This is a genomic window from Arthrobacter oryzae (assembly GCF_031454875.1).
In the GTDB taxonomy this organism is placed as follows: domain Bacteria; phylum Actinomycetota; class Actinomycetes; order Actinomycetales; family Micrococcaceae; genus Arthrobacter; species Arthrobacter oryzae_D.
Genome location: NZ_JAVDRQ010000006.1, coordinates 1 through 21,425 on the forward strand (window position 1 = coordinate 1; position 21,425 = coordinate 21,425).

The window sequence follows — 21,425 nt, forward strand, 5'->3', positions numbered from 1 at the left end:
CACGTGGGGACGGAGCCTTCTCAGAAGAGCCGGTCGCTGGCCGTTAAAGTGGAGACCTCACAAATTTGAGAGTCCAACTTTCGGGGACCAGTTCACCTGGGGTGCCGGCTCTCTGGTTTCCCTCGGCAAGAGGAATCTGTGGCGCGCTTTCAGCGCGGCGTGGTTACGGCTCGTCGAGCCGGTGGTCCTGCAGTGGCCGGTCTACCGGGCCGGTCACCGCGTCAGCGTCAGATGCGGCCGGCGGAGATGTTCCTATATACAAGCGTTGGGGGTAGAACTGGCTTTGCCATTCCGCCGTCAAGTGCCCTCAACTCGTCCTCCTAGCACGTCGTCCGCCGTGGCCACGGCTTCCGCCAAATGCAATCAGCATGCTTACCATCTGGCCTGTAGCGGGTTTACGATGAAGTTGTGAGCCGCGGGCGGATCGCTTGCGGCACCAACCGGAGGGAGTATCACCGTGGGTCTGGATGACAAGATTGAAAACGCTGCCGAGAAGCTTGGCGGCAAGGGCAAGGAAGCTGCCGGAGAGGCCAAGAATGATCCGGGCCTGAAGGCCGAAGGCCAGGCTGACCAGGCCAAAGCGGATCTGAAGCAGGCCGGCGAGAAGGTCAAGGACGCCTTCAAGGAGTAGACCGGCAACAAAAAGGAAGGGTGCAACCGAACACGGGTTGCACCCTTCCTGGCTGTCCGGGCCAAGGGTCGTCAGCCGGATAGAGGACCCGGGACGATTGGCCCTATTTGAGGCTGGCAGTTTAGTGCTAAAAATGCAGCAAGTATCCGGAGCGAGTGATCCGGCTATCGATAGGAAGTCCAGTGGATCCGACGACCGCTGCAGGGTACGCCCTCATGTACATGGCGGCAATGGCCGCGATCGTCCTACTGTTGTTGCCGATCCTGGTCATGCTGCTCCTGCTCCTGCTTGTGGCCGGAGCGCTCCAGGCTGTGGCGTACCTCTTGAAGCTCGCCACAGTCAGCTTGGTAAGGGGCCTAGTCGGTCTCTTCAGCGGGTCGGACCACGGGCGTCGGCCGAGAGGCCACGGCGGCGGGGTGGTGACTCATTGATTGGCAACTGGTCCCGGACGGCGAGCTCCTAGCCGGCGACGGACCAGCCCTCCTGATACTCAGGGTGCCAGCTGTATACCGAGGCGAGGCACATCAGCACGTACTCACTGGTCCCGCCCATCTGCGACGGTATGTCGGTAACCAACGGCACATTCTCCAGGATCTTCCGTTTGGCGGCGCACTCGGCGAGCACCCTGGCGGCTGTAAACGGTGAAACCTCCAGGCGGGTGCCGATGGCCTGATGACCCGGTCCGATCTCCGCCAGCTCCGCAGCGGCTGCCTCGTCCTCGGCAACCCGAGCTTCCAGGAATTCGATGATGTCGCCCATGCCCCCATTCTTCATTGCCTACGCCGTTTCCACGAAACCATGGGCGGGAACGGACGACGGCGGGACCTCCCGCCGTCGTCCGTTTGCGTTGTCACCTGCTTGCTATTGTCACACTGGCAGGCAGTGAGTAGTCTTCGGCCAACCGGACTTTCGGCCGCATCTGGCGGCGCCCCGAACGGCGCTGCCGTCAGGGGCTACGCCCCGTACATAAAAGACGCCCAGTCACCGCACTGGCCGCAATGCGGAACACAGGACGCCACGCTTCCGTTCAAGGGAGAACCTGATGTCAGCCACCAGAAGCTGCCTCGCCGCCGCTTTTGCCGCCATGCTCGTGACCACCGCCACCCCAGCGCAGGCAGCCCCTGCCACGCTCGTGAGCGCCGGCCCGGGAATCCTCGTCGCCGATGGCGCCGCGGTGGATGTTCCCGTCACCTTCGTCTGCGATTCCGACCCCGCCCTGATCATCGCAATACCGGTCGTCCAAATCACCCAAAGAGTCAGCGATGGACGGATCGCCGGCGGCGGTGGAAACGATCAGCTCAGCTGCACCAAGCAGGCCCAAACAGTCACCATACGAGTGATTCCAAATATGATGGCGTTCAATGAAGGTGCCGCCGCAGCTTCTGTCTACCTGCAAACCTGCAGCGCGCAATTCCAGTGCTCCGCCCTCGTCACCCATACCGAAATAACGCTCGCCAAACCAGCCGACGCCGGGTGACCGATCGAGTTCGGCCTATTCCCCGAGGAACCGCAGCAGGAACGGGAGGGTGGCGTGCATCGTCCGGAGGTCCCCGCCGCTGGCGGCCTGTTCGCCGAGGTAGTCACCGTGGCCGCCGGGGACGATCAGCAGGCGGGCGCCCGGGATGGTCCCGGCCATCCGGGCGGCGTACTCGGCAGTGACAACGTCGCGGTCGGCACTCACGACGAGGGTGGGTGCCGTGATGGTGCCCAGCTCGGCGGCGGTCCATCCCGGGAAGTTTAGGATGCGCTGCCTGTCCAGCTCGAAGAGCCGCTCCAGGTGGCCGGGCTCCGGATTGAGCAGGCGGTCCGCGTCCTTATAGGTGTCAGGCATGTCATCCGGGGTGGCTTCAGCCATGCCGTCCCAGAACTCGTCCGGCACGGCGTCGCGGCTTACAAAGGTGGAGGCCACGATGAGGCGCCTGACAACGGAGGGACCCCCAAGTGCCAGTGCGACGGCGGTGTGGCCTCCGGCGCTGAATCCCAGCACGTCCACGGTGTCCACGTTCAGCCGCTCCAGGACGGCGAGGATGTCACCGGCGGAGTTCTCGGCGGTGAGTGGGCGGCTGGTCGGCTGGGTGCGGCCGTGCCCCTCCTCCTCAACGGCAATCACCTGACGCTGCTCGGCCAGAAGCGGGATAAGTTCGGCGAAGTTGGTTCCGATCGTGGAGCCGCCGCCCGGGATGAGAAGCAGCGGCGGCTGGCCGGGCACTGCTTGGCCGTGGACCTCGTAGTACATGTGGAGGCCGTTGGTGCCCGCGAAGCCGTGGGTGAAAGTCACACGGCATCCTAACCCCGGGCGCAGCCGACAAAACAGGCCTGCCGGTCCCGGGCAGTTGGGCCGGCCGCTAGATTGTAGCTTCGTCCACGCCCAGCCTGATCAGGCGCAGCTCGTCCTCCACCGCACGGGACGGCCAGTGGTTCTTCACCAGCTCAATCGCCCGCTCCTGGTCTGCTTCCGGGAACAGGTTGCCGAGCAGCCCGGCTGCCTGAAGCAGCGCGATCAGTGCCGTGGTCCTGGCGGCGCGCGGCGTGGCACTCGGCGGTGTGGCACTCGCCCGCGCAGCACTCAGCGGTGTGGCATCAGGCGTCGCTGCTTCGGGCGGCGCAGCGGCGGGCGGCTCGGCACTTGCCGGCCCGGCGGCTGCCAGCGCTTCCGCCGCATCTGCTTCGGGCGGCGGGGCACCAGCGAGGGTGGCGTCGAGCGGAGTTGCGCCTGACGGCTTGAGTCCGAGTGTTGCCTGGACCTCATGCAGTAGCGCGGCCTCCGGAGTGTGGTCCTTTTCCGGATAGCGGGTGGTCTTGAACAGGCCAAGGTGTTTTTCGCCAATAGGCTCCACGATGCCCTCCGACGCCATCACTTCGTACACGCGGTGCACTTCGCCGCGGCCCTCCAGGATGGAGACCCACCGTTTGGGAGTGTGGGGCCGTGACTTTTCCCGGATGAGTTCCAGCTCGTGCTGGAACTTCGATTCCGGGGCCGTTCCCGTGGCCCTGACGTGTTTGCCCTCCAGCTTGATGGCGCCGATCAGGTCCAGCTCCGCCAGGATCGCCCCTGCCAGCGTGGTCCTGAGTACGTACGCCGGCAGTTCGGGTTCGCCGTCCTTGTCGTTCGTCGCCAGCAGGAGGAAAGCCTCCGGAAGGCTCAGCTCCTCGGCCTTCGGTGTCTCAGCGTTCATACCTTCATGGTGGACCCGTTGGGCACCCGCCACAACGGTCGCCTAGGTTGCCGCTTCTGCCTCCGCCAGCCTGATCATGCGCAGTTCGTCCATCACCGCGCGGGACGGCCAGTGGTCCTTCACCAGCTGCCTTACCCGGTTCTGGTCTGCTGCCGGGAAAAGCCTGTCGAGCAGTCCCGCGGCCTGAAGCAGGGCCATCAGTGCCGTGGTCCGTGAATCGGACAGCGAACCGCCGAGGGCGTCCTGGATCTTCTGCAGGATTGCCGCTTCGGGGGCGTGGTCCTTCTCCGGATACCGCGTGGACCCGAACAGGCCGAGGTGTTTTTCGCCCACATGTTCCAAAATACCCAGCGACACCATCCCCTCGTAGACACGGTGGAGCTCTGCGCGGCTCTCCAGCATGGAGACCCACCGCTTGGGAGTGTGGGGCCGCGACTTGTCCCGGATCAGTTCCAGCTGGTGCTGGAAGTCCGATTCCGGGGCGGTTCCGGTGGCCCTGACGTGCTTGCCCTGCAGCCCGACCGCGTTGAGCAGGTGCAGCTCGGCCAGTATTGCCCCGGCCAGAACGGCCTTGAGTACGACTACCGGCAGTTCAGGTTCGCCGTTCTTGTCGTTTGTCGCCAGGAGGAGGAAAGCCTGGGGAAGGCTCAGCTCCTCGGCCTTCGGTGTTTCAGCGTTCATACGATCATGGTGGCCCAGTTCAGCAGACACCACAACGGCGATTAATGCGGGACGGACGACGGCAGGACCTGCCGCCGGCAGCGAAGCGATTTCCGAATTAGCAGACTCATTCCTCGGAACAAATATGAAAGTGCAGCACAGGATTGTCACGGCTGTGCAGCTTTAGCATTCTGAACACAGGCGATTGCTTATTTGTTACGCTGCCAGCGGCAAACTGAAAAGCTGCTCCGCAAGCCGAATTAGATGGCGAGGGGCATCTAATTCATTACCGGACTTTCCATGGCCCAGGAAAACCGCCGTTCCATTGAACGCGCCCTCGAGATCAATGCCTGCTTCTCGGATGAGAACTTCGGCCCGAACATTGGGGGGCATGCGGGTTCCCCCGTCATTCAGGTACACATGCCAGTCGGCACCCGTGATGGATTCGAAGTTTCCGGCAACCAGCTGCTGCAGTGCGGCCGTGCCCGTGTCCACGGTTTCGATGCGCACCTGCCGGGTGAGGCGGGCGGGCACGATCAGGGCGTTGTAGGCGTTCATGGGCTAGCGCTGGTTTTTACGCGGCTTTACGAACTGAATTTCACTAGTTTCGTTTTTTGCCTTTTTCTCGGCTCGTTTTTCGAGAATAGACTTTCCCGCTTTTTTGGCGCTGACGCTCCTGGGCGATTTTCCTGACATTGGAATCACACCTTTCTGTGCTTGTATCTACCCGATACCATACACACTTATATTTTTTATGCCAGTTTCCAGAAAACCGCAGAAAGATACGACGGCGGCCGGACGTCCCGCCGTCGTCGGCCTGCGTTTTTAGTGTGACCCTTTAGCCGCAATGAATTGCCGGATCCACTGGATGGTTTCGGGATGGTCCAGATGGAGGGCGTGGCCGGCGCCGGGGAGCCTGACCAGCGTGGAACGGCGTATGTGCTGATGCAGCCGGATGGCGTTGGGTAGGGGCGTCAGCGCATCTTCGGCGCCGTGGAGAATGAGGGTTGGCGATTGGATGGAGCCGAGCCGGCTCCACGCGTCGTGCTCCCGGCTGGCGCGGAAGTGACGGGATTTGGCCCAGGCGGACGCCCGTGAGTTGAAGAAAGTGCGTACCGCATCAGGGTGCTTCGCTGCCCAGTCCGGGTCGAAGAACAGCGGCTCCAATCGTGCCGGAACGCTTGCGTTTGGTGCCGCTGCGGAAGAACGTCAGTCCGTCTCCGGTCCCGAACAGAACGGACAGTTCTCGTCGCATTCAAAGTCCGGGCGCATCAGAACAGTGCCTTCGCTCCCGCTTGGGCGACCGTCTGTCATTGTCCACCGTGCTCCCGCTGACGCCAACGCCGCCCACGGTCTGACCATCCAGAACCAGCGGGATGCCGCCCGGAAAGGTAATTAGCCCGCCGTTGGACACCTCGATGTTGTACAGGGGGCCGCCGGGCTGGGAAAGCCCACCGATGTCCCCTGTTTCCATGTCGAAGAAACGCGCGGTGCGGGCCTTTTTCTGGGCGATGTCGATGCTGCCCAGCCATGCGTCGTCCATTCTGGCGAAGGCCTTGAGGTTACCCCCGGCATCGACGACGGCAATGTTCATGGCGGTGTTGATGTTGCGGGCTTCTGCCAGGCAGGCCTCAACAATCGCCTGTGCCTGCTCCAAGGAAATATCGCTCAATTTCTTATCCTTCACTAGATCCTGGCCGGAACATCATGCCCGGCATACTTTCGCGGGTTGGCGTCAAGGAGCCGGTGGTCGCACTGGCGAAGCGGCATGGACAGGCTGCGGGACTTCCCGCCGTTGTCCGCTTGCGTTGGCTGCCGTGGGCGCCAAAAACCAATCAAAATAGATTGATCGATCCAGCAAAGAAGATCTAGGATTATGGTGTGAGTCACTCCATGACCGCGGACCCGCAGGCAGCATCGGCAGGGTTCCTGCGACTGGCCGGGCACCACGTTAGGTGGCAGCTTCTCGGCGAACTGGCACGCAGCGACCTTCAGGTCCGCGAGCTTTCGGCGCTGGTCGGTCAGAGGCAAAGCCTGACGTCGTACCATCTGGGCCAGCTGCGGGCGGGCGGGCTGGTGACCATGCGGCGCAGCTCGGCTGACGGGCGTGACACCTACTGCAGCCTCAACCTGGCTGCGTATCGCGAACGGCTTGCCGAAGCCGGTGCCGCGCTTCATCCGGGCCTCCGGCTTGTCCCGGCCGAGCTGATTCCGCCGCCGCGCGAGCCCGGCCGGCAGCCGACGCAGCCACCCGCGCAGTCACCCGTTCGGGTGCTGTTCCTGTGCACGGGCAACAGCGCCCGGTCCCAAGTGGCCGAGGCGATCCTGAACGGCCTCGGCGGTCCGCGGGTTGAAGCCGTCAGCGCCGGCAGTCATCCCAAGGCCCTCCACGCCGATGCCATCCGCGTGATGCGTGATCGCGGCATCGATATCAGCGGGGCCCGCTCCAAGCATCTGAGTGAGTTCGTCGAGCAGCGTTTCGACTACGTCATCAGCTTGTGCGACCGCGTGCGCGAAGTCTGTCCGGACTTCCCCGGGCCGCCCGCGCTGGTGCACTGGAGCATTCCCGATCCGGCGGCCGAAGCCGCCAACACCGACGGCGGATACACGGCATTCGTCCGCATGGCGGATGAACTGAGCACACGGATCCAGTTCCTGCTGTACGTGATCAAGGACTCCCAAGGAGCCCGGAGAGGATCCAGAAATGGCTGACAACAGTGCGGAGATGGTCAGCGTCCGGTACATGGTTGCCGACGTCGAAGCCGCAATCGACTTCTACACGAAGCACCTCGGCTTCACCGTAAGAATGAACGCGGCACCGGCGTTTGCCGACGTCGTGCGCGGTCAGTTACGCCTGCTGCTGAGCGGACCCACCAGCTCAGCAGGCCGACCAATGCCCGACGGCGCGGTCCCGGCACCGGGAGGCTGGAACCGCATCCACCTCATCGTGAGCGACATTGCGGCCGAAGTGGACCGGCTTCGCGCGGCCGGCCTCACGTTCCGGAACGACATCGTTATAGGTCCGGGCGGCCAGCAGATCCTGCTGGAGGATCCGTCCGGTAACGTCGTCGAGCTGTTCCAGCCCGCCGATACTTGATCGCGTCGAGACTGGAGGCCGGCAGCCTGAAGGCCATGCGTTCTTTCAAACTCAGGTGATAGCGGTGGCATTTGCCGGCGAGCCGGTACCCCCGGTGATGCTCAACGGCTTAATGCTGACGAACGCGTCCCATCTGCCGCTGGCCCTCATGTGTTGTGCGAGGGGGCCCAGTTTCCAGAGTTCGCCAAGGGGCATCCCGAGTTTTGCGAGGAGTTGCTGATGCATCATGCCGTGGTCGTTGGGTGCCGAATGCAGGAATGGGCTTTGGGGCACGACGGGCAGGCATTCGAACGCAAAGTTATCGGCGGCAAGAAGGGAAAGCCGGTTGTCCCAGGCCCAGGCAACGAATTCCAGTGACTGGGCTATACCGGTTGCCCGGCGGCTGTCCCGGGTCCGCTGTTTTTGTTCTGTGGGCAGAGCAAGGAACCACTCGCACCAACCGGTATGGAGCATGAGGATATCGCCCGGGCGAGTCCTGATGGACTGGGCCTGGATGGCGTCCTGGATCAGGCTGAAGCTCAGGGGTTCGCCGCCCGCATGGTCTATGGGATTGCTTTGGCCGGAGCGGTACCCGTCCAGGTCGACCAGCACGCCTCTGCCGGCAATGGGGTTCTCCGCCCATTCCTGGACGCCGAGGTCCGGTGTGCCTTCGCGAATACGGTCATCGGGGGTGGCGTTGTAGAAGCCGACGTCGTCCGCCCGGCGGTGCCGCAGGCCGTCGATCTGCGACGATCCCTGGAGGTAATATCCGTCGAGATAGTCGTCCCGATGCGCGGGGTGCGATGAGTAGATGGTGTGACGCGGCGCTCCGCGCTTAATTGACATCCCGGGATCGAAGGCATCTGCGGGATAATCGAGTCCAAACACCGTTCCGGTTCGAATGCAACTCCTGGCCGACAGAACGCGGTCCTGTGTGATGAAGGATGGCGTTCCGCGCCACGGCTCTTTGAACAGGTCCCAGGAGGTTCCGGCGAGCTCTCCTTCGCGATCCTGCAACTCGGCAAACGTTGGGTAGGTTCCGGCTTCGGTGGTATCGGTCATCGCGTCGCTGCCTCTTGGGGTGTCTGATTGTGCTTCCGGTGTCGCTGGTAGCTGAGGAGAAATCCGGCGACAGCACAGATCGACGCTGCGATACACATCGGCGGCTTGACGGCTTCGTTGAAAAACAGCAGCCAGTTTCCCTGCCCAAAAAGGAGTGCGGCAGCCTGCCCGATCACAAAGAGCACGCCGCCCAGCAGGAACGCGGCGAGGGTCAGGACGAAAATGGCCTCGATGTATTTTCGGGTCTTTTGCATGTTTGGTTCCTTAGATCGGCAAGATGCCGAGGATGATCAGCACACCGATGCCCAGCAAGGGCAAGGCGTAGTGGGTGAGCAGCCGGGCGAAGGTCTTGATCGGGTTGACGTCCGCGATGCCGCAGGCGACATAGAGCGGCGCGCCGCCTGGAGGGACGGCGGCTTCACAGGAGGAAAAGACCAAGACTGCAACGGCGGCAGTTGTGGCCGGAACTCCGGCGGCGACCAGAGCGGCGACGCCGACCGTACCCACCGCAGCCATCGTTGCTGTCGCGGACAGGGGTGCCGCAACGGCAATGATGATCAGGCCGATCAGGATCGCGAGAAGCCACAACGGCAGGTTCATCCCGTTGAGCAGTGCCGTCATCTGTTTCGGAAGGCCGGTGGCGGCGAGGGCGTTCGCACCGGCGAAAGCGAAGACAACGGTCACGCCGACGATGCCAAAGCGCGGGGCGGAGTCCTGCAGCATGGTCCACCAGGCCCGCCCGCTGTTCGGGAGCTTCTTCCGCCCCAGCAGCGCACCGGTAATGATCAGGACCACAGGGATCCAGACGATGACACTGATCAGTTTGGTGACGTCTCCCCCGGTCCAGTCCGAGAGCGCCGTGGCAATGGCGCCGGAGGTGATGATCAGCGGGATGGCCACCACCACGAACAGCAGCATGGTGGCCCAACCGCGGCCGAACGCCGTCCGGACAGATAGCCGGTGGGCGGCATCCAAGGGAGTCATCCTGCTCTTGCGGATCAGCAGCCAGGTCACGATCAGCCTGTGCAGGAAGCACCACAGCCCGCCGAAGAGCAGCGGCAGGACGAGAGCGTCGACGTCCAGCAGAGGGCCGACGGTCGCGGATCCGACCAGAACGAACATGGAGGCGCTGAACGGGAAGGTGATGCCCATTCCTGCGTTACCCGCCACCAGAGTCGCGGCTGAAGGCTTGTCGAGTCTGGATTTTTCCATCCAGGGAATGGTGACGGATCCGACGGTCGCGGCTATGGCAGCTTGGTTGTGGACCACCCCGCCCAAGCCTGCTGACGCGACCGTTGAAACCCACGCCGGCCCGCCTTTGACGCCGCCGATCAGGGAATTCAACAAGTCAATGAGCCGGTCCAGCACGCCGCCCTTATCCAGCAGGTATCCCATAAAGACAAACGCCATCGTTGCGTAGACGATTTCGTCCGTAATGGCTGAGTAGAAGGCACTCCAGCCGATCTGGGCGGCGGAGGCACCGGTGAAGGGAAGCACCACCAGGAAGCCGAGGATCATGGCTTCCCCGACGCTGCGTTTGATCAGCGTTGTCCAGAGCAGGATGACGGCAAGATAGGCGCCGAGTGCCCAGATGCCGATCATGCGGTTGCTCCTGACGGAATTTCTTTGGCGGTTAGGAAGGTCACCGTTGATTCCTGTTTCTGATTCTGCCTGATGCTGATGTCAGCGCAAGGCCGGCGCCGCGGGCGCGGTTTCCTGTGCCATGCGTGTGAGCGCACTGGCAGAGGCTGTAGTCATCTCGGCCGGCACCCCGAGGTCCGACAGGTAGCTCGCGGTGTCCTGCATTTCCTTGGAACGCCGCAGTGCATGCTTGGCCGTGCCGGTGAGGAACCTGTCGATGACCGCCTGGCCATCGCCGGCGAGCTGCCGTGCGATCTGCTCCCGGATCCAGTCCTCAAGTCCGGCAGCCCTGCCTGCAGTGACGGCTTCAACGACTACGGACGCCAGCCCTTTCATGAGGACGCTGCGGAGCAGTTTATGGGCCATGGCTGCACCCGGCTCACCTTCGGCGGTCTCGACGTCGACACCAAGGGGGGTGAGGAGGTCGGCGACTGCCTGGGAACCGGGGCCGCTGACCATGAGCGGTGTCTTCTCCCCCAGGGCGGCGACGGGTCCGAGGATGGCGACATCGGCAAAATCCGCCTGGCTGGGCAGCTGTCCCAGTTCACGCATGACATCAGGGGACGATGAGGTGAAGTCCGCATAGGTACTGCTTGCTGCCAGGACGGGCAGGCATTCCTGGGCTACGCTTCGGGCCGCGGCGGCTCCGGTCATGACCAGGACGATGTCCGCTCCGGTGCAGGCTTCCGCTGCGGTGGCAGCCCTGGTAACACCGGCCGGCGTGGACGGAGCCACCGGATCAAAACCGGTGACGGTGTGGCCCTTGGCGATGAGCGCTGAGGCGTAGGTGGCTCCGGCTTCGCCGAGGCCAATAATGGCGCATGCTGTCATTGTTTTGGGTCTTTCTTGCTTTAGTGGCGAGCTGCGACGATTGCTTGCCGACGGTTGGTCTCATCCGCGAACACCGCTTCCGCGGCTTCAGCTACAGCTGCTGCCTGTTCACGGGGAATGACCACCAGCCCGTCCGAGTCGCCGATGATGATGTCGCCCGGGAGAACAGGGACGCCGCCGAAAGCGACCGGCGTTCCCAGCCGGTAGGGACCATTTTTGTAGGGCCCGGCCGGTGTGGTGGCGCGGGCGAAGACGGGCATGCCAATCTCGGCGAGTGCTTCTGCATCCCGGGCGGCCCCGTCCAGGGCGAATCCTGCGATGCCGAGATTGATGGCCCGTTCGCCGATGAGTTCACCCAGGAGGGCCCGGGAGTCGTCACCGCCGCCGGCTACGACGATCACGTCTCCGGGGCGTGCATGCTCGAGGGCCTTGTGGATGCCCTGGTTATCTCCGGGGCGTGTCCAGACGGTGAAGGCGGGGCCCGCGATGCGGGCACCGGGCCAGATCGCCTGGATCGCGGAGTGCGCGACACCTAGCCGGTCCACGGCGTCACCGATGTTGGCGGCGGGAAGTTTGGCCAGACGTTCCACGACATCCCTGTCGGGGCGAGGAAAGTCAGCATCGATCGTGTCAAGGGCTGGGGTGGTCATGAGTGTTCTTCCGTTGCGTCGGCGTTAGGGGGTTAGTCAGTCTTCTGAACGAGGGGAAGGACTTTCTTGAAGTCGTCTTCCTGGCCGGCCCAGAACTGTTCGTAGTCGTCACCGTTGAGGTAGGCGGTCTGCAGGCCGAGGTCGTTCATCTTCTGGACGACAGTCGGATCTTCGATGGCTTTCTGGATGGCGGCTTCAAGCTTTTCGGCGACCGCGTCGGGCAGGCCGGCGGGGGCGGAGTAGCCGCGGGCAGTACCGGCCACAAGGTCGTAACCGGCTGCCTTGAACGTGGGAACGTCCGGCAACGAGGGTGCCTTTTCTGCTGACATGACGCCCAGGACGCGCGCTTTGCCCTGCTTGGTCAGGTCGGTCACGTCGCTGACGTTGGCAACGAGGATGTCCACGTGCTTGCCCAGGAACGCGGTGGTGGCCTGCGAGGCGCCTTCGGAGAAATGGACCGGGGCGAACTCTGCGCCGGTGGCTTCCTGGATCTGGGCCAGGGCGAAGTGTTCACCGGTCTGCAGGCCCGTGGTACTGGCCGTCATGGATTTCGGGTCGGCTTTAGCGGCGTCGAGAAGTTCCTTCAGTGTCTTGTAGGGGCTGTCGGGCTGTACGGCGATGACGGTGGGGTCGATCACCTGCCGGCCAAGCGGCTGGAAGCTCGCCCGGGTGTATTTGGCACCTCGGGCAGGATCCAAGGGTGAGACGACGACGGACGGTGAACCGGTGGCACCGATGGTGTAGCCGTCGGGCTTGGCGCTGGTCAGCTGCGTGTAGCCAATTTGTCCGCCGGCGCCGGGCTTGTTGATGACCTCAACGTTGGTGCCGAGTTCCTTCTCGAGGACCGGCTGGATGAGCCTGGCGGCAGTGTCAACGGCCCCGCCGGAAGAGAAGGCCACGACGAGGTCGATGGACTTGCCCTTCTTCGGGAAGTCATTGGCTGCCCCTGTGGTTGAGGTTCCGGCGTTGGCGCCGCAGCCGGTAAGTGCGATGAGGGTCGCTGCTGCGAACGCGGCGGCGATACGGGGGCGTGTGATCATGATTCTTCTCCTTTGAAGGAACGGTCTTGGGGGGGGTGAGGGATGCGGGTGGTTTAGGTTTCCGGGTCTTCGTTCAGGGCTTTGGGCTTGCGGAGCTTGAGCAACGGGCTGAAGACGATGAGGAGTCCGAGTCCGATAAGGACCGCGGAGATGGGGCGGCTGGTGAAGATGCTGAAGTCGCCCTGGGAGATTTCCAGGGACTCCCGGAGGGAGCGCTCCATCAGCGGGCCGAGGACCAGAGTCAGCACCATTGGTGCCAGCGGAATATCGAGGTGCCGCAGGGCGAGTCCGAGGAGACCGAAGCCGATCATCACGAACACGTCGAAGACGCTGAAGTTGATGGTGTAGGCGCCGATGACCATAAAGAGCAGAATCAGGGCAGTCAGGATCGACGACGGTACTCGGAGGATGGAGGTCCAGAGCCCCACAAGGGGCACGTTCAGCAGCAGCAGGATCAGGTTTCCGATGAACAGGCTGGCGATGATCGCCCAGGCAATATCGGCGTTCTCCGTGAAGAGGGTGGGCCCCGGTGTCAGGCCCTGCTGCAAGAAGGCTCCCATCAGCACGGCAATGGTCGGCGATGCCGGGATACCGAGGGTAAACAGGGGAATCAGTGCGGCGTTGGCGTGGGAGTTGTTGGCCGTTTCCGGTCCAGCGACACCTTCGATGGCGCCCTTGCCGAGTTCGTTACGATGGCGCGAGAACTTCTTTTCCGCGCCGTACGCCAGCAGGGATGACACCGAACCGGTCATCCCGGGAATGAGCCCGAGGCCGAAGCCGATGCCGGTGCCGCGGGCCATCGCCGGAGCGCTGCGGCGCCATTCGTTGGCCGTGGGGAGCAGCGAACGCAGGTTCGGAGCATGGACGGTGGGGGTTGCGCTGTCTTTGCGGTAGGACAGGAGCTCGGAGAGTCCGAACACACCAACGATCACGGCGACGAAACTGACGCCGTCCAGGAGCCGGTCCATGCCGAAGGTGAAGCGCGGGGCACCGGCAACCGGGTCGATGCCGACCATCGAAATGAGCAGGCCAACAGCGCCGGAAATGACGGCCTTGACCATCGATTTTCCGGCGAGGGCGACGAGCAGGGATATACCCACCACCATCAGGGCGAAGAACTCCGGTGGTCCGACGAGCAGACCCAGTTCACCGAGCGGCTTGGCGGCCGCAACCAGGCCAATGGTTGCGATGGTTCCGCCGACGAAGGAGCCAACGGCGGCGATGGTTAATGCCGCGCCGGCTTTGCCGAGTTTCGTCATGGCGTAGCCATCGATGGTCGTGATTGCCGAGGCGGCTTCGCCCGGGGTGTTCAGCAGAACACTCGTGATCGTTCCCCCGTAGGCGGTGCCGTAGAAGATGGCACACAGCATGATGATCGCGCCCGTCGCATCCATGTTCAGGGTCAGGGGAATCAGAAGCGCAACGCCGGCGACAGGGCCGATACCGGGAAGAACGCCGATGATCGTGCCCAAGAGGCAGCCGAGGAAGGCGAACAGGAGGTTCTGCCAAGTCAGGGCGGCGGCAAAGCCGCCGAGCAGGTCATTGAAAATATCCACGTCTAAAGTCCGATCGTGTTCAGCAAGGGGATGGCAGACACCGGCAGCGAGACGTTCAGCCCGTAATTGAAGGCGTAGAACGCGCCGAAACTTCCGGCGACGGCGATGATCAGCGAGGACACCCATGTCCTGCGGCCGCGGAGCTTCAGGTGGTACATGAGGAACAGGAACATGCTCAGCTGGAATCCGAGGAGGTCCATCACGGCCGCGAGTATTGCCAGGCTGAGGACAACAGCGATCACAAGGCCCCGGTCTACACCTTCGGCTGTCTCGCTGGGGCGGCGCAGCTCCTGGATCAGCCAGATAATCGCCATCGCGGCGAGCACTGCGCCCATGGCAAAGGGAAACAGTCCCGGGCCCGGCCCCAGTGAAGTCCACAGCCCCAGGTGAATTGAGCTGACCAGAACATAGACCCCGACGGCGGCAAAGGCGCCGATGCCCACCAGCACGGATGGAGCCACCCGGGCGGCGCTTTGGGGTTTCGTAATGAGTGACTCCGTTGTCATCGTAATCCTTCTTACTCGCGACTTCATTTCATACAGTGAAACTATATTGCGTACAGAGAAATAGTGACAGCAGACACAATAGGCTGTCAAGTGGAAGGTTCTTACATACAATGAAAGGATGACGACGGCGACGACGCACTCAGGCGGCTCAGCAGAGGACGGCCCGAAGTCCTCGAACATGAGGTCCCTGTCCCGGGCCCTGGAAGTTTTCGCGGAACTACAGCGGGCGGAGCGCCCCCAGCGCCTGAGTGACCTCGCCAGGGCCTGCGGCATGAGTTCGCCCACCACCTTGAGGATCCTGCGTGTTCTGCAGGACTTCGGCATGGTCAGCCAGACCGATAAGTCCTATCGGATCGGACCGGCAGTGCTGCCGGCGGCCCGGAGCTATCTGGAGAATGATCCGCTGGTGGTCTCGGCCCGTCCTGTTCTGCAGCAGGTCGCGTCGCAGACCGGACTCACGGCATCGCTGTACACGCGCCTGGGTTTCGAGAGGATCCTTGTCGCCCGAGTCGACGGTGAAGCCCCGCTCCGGTACGACCTCCCGTTGGGCAAGCGGCTGCCGCTTACCCTTGGTGCGGCGGGCAAGATCCTGCTCGCCTCGGCATCTGCCGAGGAGCTGCGGCAGGTGGTCGAAGCCGCCATAGCGGGCGGCCATGAGGGCCCGGACTTCACGGCCGAGGCGCTGCGCTCCCGGCTGCCCGAACCAGAGGCCGACTTCGCCTACTCGGCCGATGAGCGTGCTACCGGCGTACTGTCTGTCGCCGTTGCCGTGCCCAACAGGGCCGGGCGCCCCAGCGAATCAATTTCGCTCACCAGTCCGGTGGAAGCTGCCAGCGAAGCCACGCTCCTGGCAGGGGTCCCGGAACTTCGGCGTGCTGCCGCAAGGCTCTCGGAACTGCTGGAGGGCTCCGTCTATTAGGCGGCGGTTCCCGCCGTCGTGCATGGAAGGGACCACACGGGCGGCCAGCAGATCCTGCTGGAGGATCCGTTCGGTAACGTCGTCGAGCTATTTCAGCCCGCCGGCAACTAGGCACCGTGCCGCAGTTTGACGAAGCGGCCCCTGATTGCCCACAGTAGGTCAGTGATTGCCGACGTTGAAAAAGTTCCTCCGAGCCGCCCCGCGCTGACCGGCAGTCACCCGTGGCCCCGGCAGGTTGCAGCATTATTCGGCTTTTTGGCCTTGTCCTGGTCCGTGTCACTGCTGGGTTCCTTGCCGATCCGGATGAACGGCGCTTGGTACGCGTTGGCCGACAAAGCCCCTTGGACGCCCCCGGGGTGGATGTTCAGCTCGGTGTGGCTCACGCTGTACGCAGCAATGGCCGTGGCAGCCTGGCTGGTGTGGCGGCAGCGGCAGGTCCCGCGTGCTGGGGCGTTCAAAGCCTATGGCGGTCTCCTGCTGCTGAACCTCGCCTGGCCCCTGCTGTTCTTTGGTATGTACCCGATGCTGGGAGCCGCCGCTTTATGGATGGCGTTCGTGGCGATCGCGGCCCACGCACTGGTGGCAACGTTCACCGTGCTGCGTTTCGGGCCCATCAGCAGGACGGCCGGACTTCTGATGCTGCCCTACATTTCATGGCTCGTTTTCTCGGCGAGCCTGAACCTGTACGCAGCCCTGCGAAACTAGCCGCCCCGAGGCTGAGAACCCTGACGTCGGGCTGCTGAAGGGCGACGGCGGTTTTGGGCACCAGGGCCACACCCATGCCGACGCTGACCATGGCCTGGGCTTCCTGGTAGTCATTGGCAAGGAATCCAATGGTGGGTTCGAAGCCGGCGTCATGGGCGGAACGCTGTAGCACTTCCACCACGGGATGAGCCTCTGCCCGCACAATCCAGGACTCGTGCCGGAGGTCCGCCATGCTGACCTCCTCCCGGTCCGCCAGCGCATGCCCGCGGGCAACCAGGATCACGGTGCTTTCGCGGAAGACTTCAGTGACCCGGATGGAGTCGTCGTGGGAATCTGTTCCAGGGGTAGTCCCAGAGCAGGCAGAGGCCGTGACCCCTGACTGCAGGTCTGCCACCAGTTCATCGAAACGGGCGCTGCGCAGCGAGAGGTTGATAGCAGCACCAGGCGCCGCATTTCATAGAGATGTGGTTCGTCTTCGTGAAGCAATGCTTTACCCCTCGGTAGAATTGGTTCATTTACTGGATCCAGGCATAGATGATCCGTGCTTCAGGGTCGGGTCCCGCCACTGAGAACCCCGATCGTGCCGTCCGGGTCCTTTCTCCCGCACTGAATTAAGCGTCCCTACATCCCCCCTAAATCATGGAACATTGTCTTAAATTGTGATCCGACTCATTCTCGTATCAGGCCCCTTGAAGAAATCGAGGCAGAGGAGATGCGGGAGAACATGAAGATCGAAGCGGAGTGGATGCGCGGAGGCACCAGCAAGTGCTGGGTGTTCGAGGATGAGCATCTGAACGCCGGCACCAGCCTGGATTCGCTGCTGCCCCGGCTGTTCGGCAGTCCCGACTCACGGCAGATCGACGGCGTCGGCGGCGCGACCTCGACCACCAGCAAAGCGATGATTCTGCGTCGGCCCGCCGATGAGAACATCGATGTCGACTTCACCTTTGCCCAGGTGGGCATCGAAGAGGCGGCAGTGGACTGGGGCAGCAACTGCGGGAACTGCTCGGCAGTGGTCGGCCTCTACGCGATCGAAAAGGGATGGGTGGTTCCCAGCGGTGACGTCACACGCATCGTCACCCGCAACACCAACACCGGACAGATCATCGTCCAGCGTGTGGCCACCCCGGCCGGTGCCCTGCCCATCATTCCCGATGCACTGATGCCCGGTGTTCCATTTCCCGGCTACCGAGTGGGACTCGGATTCCAGGACCCGGCCGGAAAGACCACCGGCAAGCTCCTGCCCACCGGTGCGGCGGCCGACACAATCATCGCCGGGGGAACCCGCTGGACCGTTTCCATGGTGGACGCCGGGGCGCCGGTGGTGATCGTCCGTGCCGAGGAGCTCGGGCTGGATCCCGCCCGCTACGACAGCTGGCTCGCCGGCGTAGAACTGCAGCTGGACACATTGGACCAGATCCGCCGGCAGGCGGCGGTGCGGATGGGACTGGCAGCAACTACCGCCCAGGCGGCACGGGCCATCCCCAAGCTCGCCATTGCTGCCGCCCCCGCCCGCACCGACACGGACAGCGATATCAACGTCATGATGCTCTCGATGGGGCGGCCGCACCCTGCCCTGGCCATCACCGGCAGCATCGCCCTGACGCTCGCGGCCCGGACGCCGGGCACCGTCCTGCACTCCATCACGGGCGGTACGCTGGGGGCCGCCCTGAAGCTGCGCACCCCGGCCGGGGTGCTCGAGACCTGGACCGAGGAGCACGGCGGGACGCTGCTTGTCGGCGTCGACCGCACGGCCCGCACCATCGCTACCACCATCATCCACCTCCCCGAGGCCCTCGGCAGTGCTGCCGAGTCCTACCTCGCGGGAGCCACTCACTGAGGAGAAGCACGCCATGACTAAGACTGCGCAACGTCCCACCGGCATCGTGGAGGAGACCCAGGACCTGAAGTCTCCTCGTACCGACCGCCGCCTCCGTATCGTGCTGATGGCGGTGGTCGGCATTACGCTTCTCGGTTTGGTTGCCCTCGTTCTGGCGGGAGGTGTCTTCAACCAGGCGCCCACCGCGGGATCAGAGCCAAGCATGACCGTTGAACAGATCATCCCGCTCGTCATCCTTGTGGTGATGTTCGTCGTCGCAACCAAGTGGCCGCTGAACATCGGCGTCATGGGGCTGGTGGCTTCCTTCGGCGTCGGCTATTTCATGCTGGGGATGACGGACAAGGAAATCCTGGCGGACTTCCCGGCCAACATCGTCATCACCATCATCGGCGTCACGTATTTCTTCAGCATGGCGCAGCGGAACGGCACGATCGACATCATCGTCCAGAGCTGCGTCCGCATGGTCCGGGGCAAAACGCTCCTGCTGCCGTGGGTGTTCTTCCTGATGGCCGCAGCCCTCACGGCACTGGGCACCTTCTCCCCCGCGGCCGTGGCCCTGCTGGCCCCGGCGGCCATCGGTCTGGCCTACGAGTCGCGCATCCATCCGGTGGTGATGGGCGCCTTCCTGATAAACGGCGCCCACGCCGGCGGCTTCTCACCGCTGTCCGTGGCCGGAGTGCTGGTGCACGACATCGCACAGGAGAACGGCTTTCCCGTTTCCCAGGGCGCCCTGTTCTCCGCCAGCTTCGCGATCAACCTCATCCTCTCCGTCCTGACCGTGGCGCTGTTCGCCGTTCTGGGGAAACTGCGCGACGGCGATGGCCAGCATGCCGACCTTGAAACCACGGGCACCACCCGTCCGCACGGCCAGCAGATCCTGACGCTGGCACTGATCGCTGCCATGCTCGTCTGCGCACTGGGCTTCCATATGCCCATCGGCTTCGTTGCCCTCTCCGCCGGTCTCCTCCTGGCACTGGTCAACATCAAAGAACACCGCACGTTCATCGGCGGCGTCTCCTGGTCCACTGTCCTGCTCGTTGCCGGCATGATCACCTACGTTTCCCTGCTCCAGCACGTGGGCGTCATCGACACCCTCGCCGAGCAGGCCCTGGCACTCGGTGCACCACTGCTGATAGCGCTGGTCCTCTGCTACGTGATTGGCGTCGGCTCGGCCTTCGCCTCCTCGACGGCGCTGCTCACCGCGTTCATCCCCCTTGCCGGGCCGCTGCTGGCCACCAGTTCGCTGAGCGCCTCCGGAACGGTGGCGGCCCTGGCCATCGCCGCAACTGTCGTGGATGTTTCGCCCTTCTCCACCGACGGCGCCCTGGTGGTTGCCAACGCCCGCGAGGACGACCGGCAGCGCGTCTACAAGCAGCTGATGATGTACGCCGGCGGAGTGGTGGTGGCAGCCCCGGCGCTGGCCTGGGCCCTGCTGGTACCCACCGGCATCATGTAACCAAAGCGGAGATCCAGAAGACTGCCGGCACGTGCCCGGCAGCTGTACGGGAGGCGCCCTGCACTCCATCGCAACAGGAATCCCGAAAGACGGGCGCAGGTGCGCGCATCCCTATGCGTCAACGGCAGGACCCATCAAGGTGGGTCCTGCCGTTGGCGTGTGGCCTACAGTCTAGGTTTGCTGCAGCTGCTGACACCGGACGACGGCGATCGCAGGGCAGCATTACAAGGTTGCGGCTTCTTCCTCCGCCAGCCTGATCAGACGGAGTTCGTCCTCCACGGCACGGCTCGGCCAGTAGTACCTCGCCAGCTCACTTGCCCGGGTTAGATCTGCTGCCGGGAAGAGCTTGCCCAGAAGTCCGGCCGCCTGGAGCAGGGCAATCAACGCCGTGGTCCTGGCATCGGGCGTCTTATCGCCAGGCTTCTTGTCACTGGGCGTCTTGGCACCAGGTTCCGCGGCATCAGCCGCCCCGGCCCCGGGCGCCGTCGAATCAGCCGCGCCGGCCCCGGTCGCCGTCGAATCCGACGCCCCGGCTTCGGTTGCCACGGCAGCAGAGGCCTCGGGATCGTGCAGTGCGCTGCCGAGTGTGGCCTCAATCGTCTTCAGGAGCGCATCTTCCGGGGCGTGGTCTTTCTCCGGATACCTCACGGCGCGGACGCGGCCCAGATGCTTTTCGCCGACGTGTTCCACGATGCCCAGTGACGCCATCCCCTCATAAACACGCTGCACTTCGGCGCGGCCCTCCAGAATGGACACCCACGCTTTGGGAGTGTGGGGCCGGGATTTGCCACGGATGAGCTCCAGTTCGTGCTGGAACTCCGTTGGCGGTGAGTCGCCGGTGGCCCTGATGTGCTTCCCCTGCAGCCCGATCGCGCCGATCAGGTCCAGCTCGGCCAGGACTGCCCCTGCCACGGTGGTCCTGAGCGCGAACACGGGCACTGCAGGTTTGCCGTCTTTGTCGTTCGTCGCCAGAAGGAGGAAAGCCTGGGGAAGGCTCAACTCCGCCGCCTTCGGTGTTTCAGCGTTCATAGCATCATGGTGGACCCGTTGGGCCGCCGCCACAATGAGGATTTACAAGCGTCCACCGGCGGAAGCTGTGGGGAGCGCACGACGCCGGTGAACATCGCACCGGCGCCAAGAGCAGTACCCCCCAGAGGGAAGTCCGTTAGCGGGTCCCGGCGGCGCTACGGAGGATCGCCGAATCCGCTGCCCGCCCGTCACGCAGGCTGGCCTGGCACTCAGCCACCCGTCCGGCGACGTCGCCATGAACGGCGGAGGTAATCGCCTCGACAACTGCGATTTGGCCGGTGGTGTCGGGGACGCCGGGAAACTGCACCTGCGGGACCTCAGCTTCGGCCACCGGCGACTCCTGCGTGGCGCGCATGCGAAGAATCGCGATGGCGGAAATGAGGCACCACGCAACGTTCGTCACCACTGAGGGCCACGCTTCGTGGACCGCACCATTGACGATGAAGGCACAGGCACCGATGAGGTTGGCCACCTGGAATCGCTTGCCGGCCTTCAGCCAACCCATGGAGACAGACAGGTACGCCGACAGGATCAGAACTGCCCCCGACCAACCCGCAATTTCCCACAGCAGTTCCATGATGTCCTTTCAGAGGTGATGCCCGGCTGTCATCCGCCGGGCGGAGTGTAAATGGCGGGCTAGAGGTGCG

Annotated in this window: 26 protein-coding genes and 1 pseudogene; 9 read left to right on the forward strand and 18 right to left on the reverse strand. The window is 63.8% G+C overall.

Translation table 11 applies throughout. The annotated features are described in order from the left end of the window. Nucleotides 1-457 precede the first annotated feature (457 nt). Nucleotides 458-631 (forward strand): CsbD family protein, encoded by a 174-nt coding sequence (locus tag J2805_RS11835; protein ID WP_309976342.1) that lies wholly within the window; start codon nt 458-460, stop codon nt 629-631. A 182-nt stretch (nt 632-813) separates the two neighbouring features. Continuing rightward, nucleotides 814-1,062, forward strand: coding sequence for a hypothetical protein (locus J2805_RS11840; protein WP_309976344.1), 249 nt, complete (start codon nt 814-816; stop codon nt 1,060-1,062). Nucleotides 1,063-1,090: 28 nt separating this feature from the next. Here J2805_RS11840 and J2805_RS11845 read toward each other — a convergent pair whose 3' ends face one another. Then, nucleotides 1,091-1,390, reverse strand: a complete 300-nt coding sequence (locus J2805_RS11845) for a DUF6221 family protein (RefSeq protein WP_309976346.1) — start codon at nt 1,388-1,390, stop codon at nt 1,091-1,093. Between the two features lie 283 nt (nt 1,391-1,673). Between J2805_RS11845 and J2805_RS11850 the strand changes: the two genes are divergently transcribed. Then, nucleotides 1,674-2,108, forward strand: coding sequence for a hypothetical protein (locus tag J2805_RS11850; RefSeq protein ID WP_309976348.1), 435 nt, complete (start codon nt 1,674-1,676; stop codon nt 2,106-2,108). Between the two features lie 15 nt (nt 2,109-2,123). Here the strand turns inward: J2805_RS11850 and J2805_RS11855 are convergent, their stop codons facing one another. From J2805_RS11855 to J2805_RS11880, 6 genes and pseudogenes are all read right to left on the reverse strand, one after another. Then, nucleotides 2,124-2,909: an alpha/beta fold hydrolase gene (locus J2805_RS11855; protein ID WP_309976350.1), complete on the reverse strand. Its 786-nt coding sequence runs from the start codon at nt 2,907-2,909 to the stop codon at nt 2,124-2,126. 67 nt (nt 2,910-2,976) lie between these two features. Beyond that, entirely contained in the window at nt 2,977-3,807 is an 831-nt protein-coding gene (locus J2805_RS11860; RefSeq protein ID WP_309976352.1) for a GOLPH3/VPS74 family protein, read from the reverse strand. A 42-nt stretch (nt 3,808-3,849) separates the two neighbouring features. Further along, nucleotides 3,850-4,488 carry a GOLPH3/VPS74 family protein gene (locus J2805_RS11865; RefSeq protein ID WP_309976354.1) on the reverse strand — a complete coding sequence of 213 codons (639 nt, stop codon included), beginning with the start codon at nt 4,486-4,488 and terminating at the stop codon, nt 3,850-3,852. Between the two features lie 195 nt (nt 4,489-4,683). Next, complete coding sequence (locus tag J2805_RS11870) at nt 4,684-5,025, reverse strand: DUF3846 domain-containing protein (RefSeq protein ID WP_309976356.1); 342 nt, start codon at nt 5,023-5,025, stop codon at nt 4,684-4,686. Between the two features lie 267 nt (nt 5,026-5,292). Continuing rightward, nucleotides 5,293-5,649: pseudogene (locus J2805_RS11875) on the reverse strand (alpha/beta fold hydrolase); the annotation flags it as partial. Nucleotides 5,650-5,722: 73 nt separating this feature from the next. Then, nucleotides 5,723-6,139, reverse strand: a complete 417-nt coding sequence (locus tag J2805_RS11880) for a GlcG/HbpS family heme-binding protein (protein ID WP_309976360.1) — start codon at nt 6,137-6,139, stop codon at nt 5,723-5,725. A 209-nt stretch (nt 6,140-6,348) separates the two neighbouring features. Here J2805_RS11880 and J2805_RS11885 point away from each other — a divergent pair, with 209 nt between their 5' ends. Further along, nucleotides 6,349-7,179 carry an arsenate reductase/protein-tyrosine-phosphatase family protein gene (locus J2805_RS11885; RefSeq protein ID WP_309976362.1) on the forward strand — a complete coding sequence of 277 codons (831 nt, stop codon included), beginning with the start codon at nt 6,349-6,351 and terminating at the stop codon, nt 7,177-7,179. Then, entirely contained in the window at nt 7,172-7,564 is a 393-nt protein-coding gene (locus J2805_RS11890; RefSeq protein ID WP_309976364.1) for a VOC family protein, read from the forward strand. Before J2805_RS11885 ends, J2805_RS11890 begins: the two co-directional genes overlap by 8 nt. A 51-nt stretch (nt 7,565-7,615) precedes the next feature. Here J2805_RS11890 and J2805_RS11895 read toward each other — a convergent pair whose 3' ends face one another. From J2805_RS11895 to J2805_RS11930, 8 genes are all read right to left on the reverse strand, one after another. Continuing rightward, a complete protein-coding gene (locus J2805_RS11895) occupies nt 7,616-8,605 on the reverse strand; it encodes a cyclase family protein (RefSeq protein WP_309976366.1) in 990 nt (329 codons plus the stop codon). Continuing rightward, complete coding sequence (locus tag J2805_RS11900) at nt 8,602-8,859, reverse strand: hypothetical protein (protein WP_309976368.1); 258 nt, start codon at nt 8,857-8,859, stop codon at nt 8,602-8,604. The genes J2805_RS11895 and J2805_RS11900 overlap by 4 nt, the downstream gene beginning before the upstream one ends. Before the next feature lie 10 nt (nt 8,860-8,869). After that, nucleotides 8,870-10,207, reverse strand: coding sequence for a TRAP transporter large permease subunit (locus tag J2805_RS11905; RefSeq protein WP_309976370.1), 1,338 nt, complete (start codon nt 10,205-10,207; stop codon nt 8,870-8,872). 81 nt (nt 10,208-10,288) lie between these two features. Continuing rightward, a complete protein-coding gene (locus J2805_RS11910; RefSeq protein WP_309976372.1) occupies nt 10,289-11,077 on the reverse strand; it encodes an NAD(P)-dependent oxidoreductase in 789 nt (262 codons plus the stop codon). Between the two features lie 20 nt (nt 11,078-11,097). Continuing rightward, the gene (locus tag J2805_RS11915; protein ID WP_309976374.1) at nt 11,098-11,727 is read right to left on the reverse strand and encodes an RraA family protein; all 630 of its coding nucleotides are present in this window, start codon (nt 11,725-11,727) and stop codon (nt 11,098-11,100) included. A gap of 32 nt (nt 11,728-11,759) precedes the next feature. Next, complete coding sequence (locus J2805_RS11920) at nt 11,760-12,767, reverse strand: tripartite tricarboxylate transporter substrate binding protein (RefSeq protein ID WP_309976376.1); 1,008 nt, start codon at nt 12,765-12,767, stop codon at nt 11,760-11,762. 53 nt (nt 12,768-12,820) lie between these two features. Then, the gene (locus J2805_RS11925; protein WP_309976378.1) at nt 12,821-14,323 is read right to left on the reverse strand and encodes a tripartite tricarboxylate transporter permease; all 1,503 of its coding nucleotides are present in this window, start codon (nt 14,321-14,323) and stop codon (nt 12,821-12,823) included. 2 nt (nt 14,324-14,325) lie between these two features. Then, nucleotides 14,326-14,829, reverse strand: coding sequence for a tripartite tricarboxylate transporter TctB family protein (locus J2805_RS11930; RefSeq protein ID WP_309976380.1), 504 nt, complete (start codon nt 14,827-14,829; stop codon nt 14,326-14,328). Nucleotides 14,830-14,947: 118 nt separating this feature from the next. On the opposite strand from J2805_RS11930, the gene J2805_RS11935 reads away from it, so the two are divergent. Both J2805_RS11935 and J2805_RS11940 read left to right on the forward strand, forming a co-directional pair. After that, complete coding sequence (locus J2805_RS11935; protein ID WP_309976382.1) at nt 14,948-15,748, forward strand: IclR family transcriptional regulator; 801 nt, start codon at nt 14,948-14,950, stop codon at nt 15,746-15,748. A gap of 162 nt (nt 15,749-15,910) precedes the next feature. Continuing rightward, nucleotides 15,911-16,453, forward strand: coding sequence for a TspO/MBR family protein (locus tag J2805_RS11940; protein ID WP_309976384.1), 543 nt, complete (start codon nt 15,911-15,913; stop codon nt 16,451-16,453). Here J2805_RS11940 and J2805_RS11945 read toward each other — a convergent pair. Continuing rightward, nucleotides 16,362-16,847, reverse strand: a complete 486-nt coding sequence (locus J2805_RS11945; RefSeq protein WP_396134322.1) for a LysR substrate-binding domain-containing protein — start codon at nt 16,845-16,847, stop codon at nt 16,362-16,364. The two genes, J2805_RS11940 and J2805_RS11945, sit on opposite strands and share 92 nt — an antisense overlap. A 330-nt stretch (nt 16,848-17,177) precedes the next feature. On the opposite strand from J2805_RS11945, the gene J2805_RS11950 reads away from it, so the two are divergent. Together J2805_RS11950 and J2805_RS11955 are read left to right on the forward strand one after the other, a co-directional pair. Beyond that, entirely contained in the window at nt 17,178-18,293 is a 1,116-nt protein-coding gene (locus J2805_RS11950) for a PrpF domain-containing protein (protein WP_309976386.1), read from the forward strand. 106 nt (nt 18,294-18,399) lie between these two features. After that, on the forward strand, nt 18,400-19,749 hold the full coding sequence (locus J2805_RS11955) for an SLC13 family permease (protein ID WP_396134342.1): 1,350 nt from the start codon (nt 18,400-18,402) through the stop codon (nt 19,747-19,749). Nucleotides 19,750-19,971: 222 nt separating this feature from the next. On the opposite strand, the gene J2805_RS11960 is transcribed toward J2805_RS11955, so the two are convergent. Both J2805_RS11960 and J2805_RS11965 read right to left on the reverse strand, forming a co-directional pair. Continuing rightward, nucleotides 19,972-20,778, reverse strand: a complete 807-nt coding sequence (locus J2805_RS11960; RefSeq protein WP_309976390.1) for a GOLPH3/VPS74 family protein — start codon at nt 20,776-20,778, stop codon at nt 19,972-19,974. Between the two features lie 136 nt (nt 20,779-20,914). Next, nucleotides 20,915-21,355, reverse strand: coding sequence for a CBU_0592 family membrane protein (locus tag J2805_RS11965; protein ID WP_309976392.1), 441 nt, complete (start codon nt 21,353-21,355; stop codon nt 20,915-20,917). Between the last annotated feature and the right edge of the window lie 70 nt (nt 21,356-21,425).

Coding starts and splice junctions, on each gene's coding strand:
- J2805_RS11895 (WP_309976366.1), bottom strand. CDS start 8,605: ATGACCGATACCACCGAAGCCGGAACCTACCCAACGTTTGCCGAGTTG.
- J2805_RS11865 (WP_309976354.1), bottom strand. CDS start 4,488: ATGAACGCTGAAACACCGAAGGCCGAGGAGCTGAGCCTTCCCCAGGCT.
- J2805_RS11850 (WP_309976348.1), top strand. CDS start 1,674: ATGTCAGCCACCAGAAGCTGCCTCGCCGCCGCTTTTGCCGCCATGCTC.
- J2805_RS11915 (WP_309976374.1), bottom strand. CDS start 11,727: ATGACCACCCCAGCCCTTGACACGATCGATGCTGACTTTCCTCGCCCC.
- J2805_RS11900 (WP_309976368.1), bottom strand. CDS start 8,859: ATGCAAAAGACCCGAAAATACATCGAGGCCATTTTCGTCCTGACCCTC.
- J2805_RS11960 (WP_309976390.1), bottom strand. CDS start 20,778: ATGAACGCTGAAACACCGAAGGCGGCGGAGTTGAGCCTTCCCCAGGCT.
- J2805_RS11965 (WP_309976392.1), bottom strand. CDS start 21,355: ATGGAACTGCTGTGGGAAATTGCGGGTTGGTCGGGGGCAGTTCTGATC.
- J2805_RS11910 (WP_309976372.1), bottom strand. CDS start 11,077: ATGACAGCATGCGCCATTATTGGCCTCGGCGAAGCCGGAGCCACCTAC.
- J2805_RS11930 (WP_309976380.1), bottom strand. CDS start 14,829: ATGACAACGGAGTCACTCATTACGAAACCCCAAAGCGCCGCCCGGGTG.
- J2805_RS11935 (WP_309976382.1), top strand. CDS start 14,948: ATGACGACGGCGACGACGCACTCAGGCGGCTCAGCAGAGGACGGCCCG.
- J2805_RS11845 (WP_309976346.1), bottom strand. CDS start 1,390: ATGGGCGACATCATCGAATTCCTGGAAGCTCGGGTTGCCGAGGACGAG.
- J2805_RS11905 (WP_309976370.1), bottom strand. CDS start 10,207: ATGATCGGCATCTGGGCACTCGGCGCCTATCTTGCCGTCATCCTGCTC.
- J2805_RS11950 (WP_309976386.1), top strand. CDS start 17,178: ATGAAGATCGAAGCGGAGTGGATGCGCGGAGGCACCAGCAAGTGCTGG.
- J2805_RS11920 (WP_309976376.1), bottom strand. CDS start 12,767: ATGATCACACGCCCCCGTATCGCCGCCGCGTTCGCAGCAGCGACCCTC.
- J2805_RS11870 (WP_309976356.1), bottom strand. CDS start 5,025: ATGAACGCCTACAACGCCCTGATCGTGCCCGCCCGCCTCACCCGGCAG.
- J2805_RS11860 (WP_309976352.1), bottom strand. CDS start 3,807: ATGAACGCTGAGACACCGAAGGCCGAGGAGCTGAGCCTTCCGGAGGCT.
- J2805_RS11890 (WP_309976364.1), top strand. CDS start 7,172: ATGGCTGACAACAGTGCGGAGATGGTCAGCGTCCGGTACATGGTTGCC.
- J2805_RS11955 (WP_396134342.1), top strand. CDS start 18,400: ATGGCGGTGGTCGGCATTACGCTTCTCGGTTTGGTTGCCCTCGTTCTG.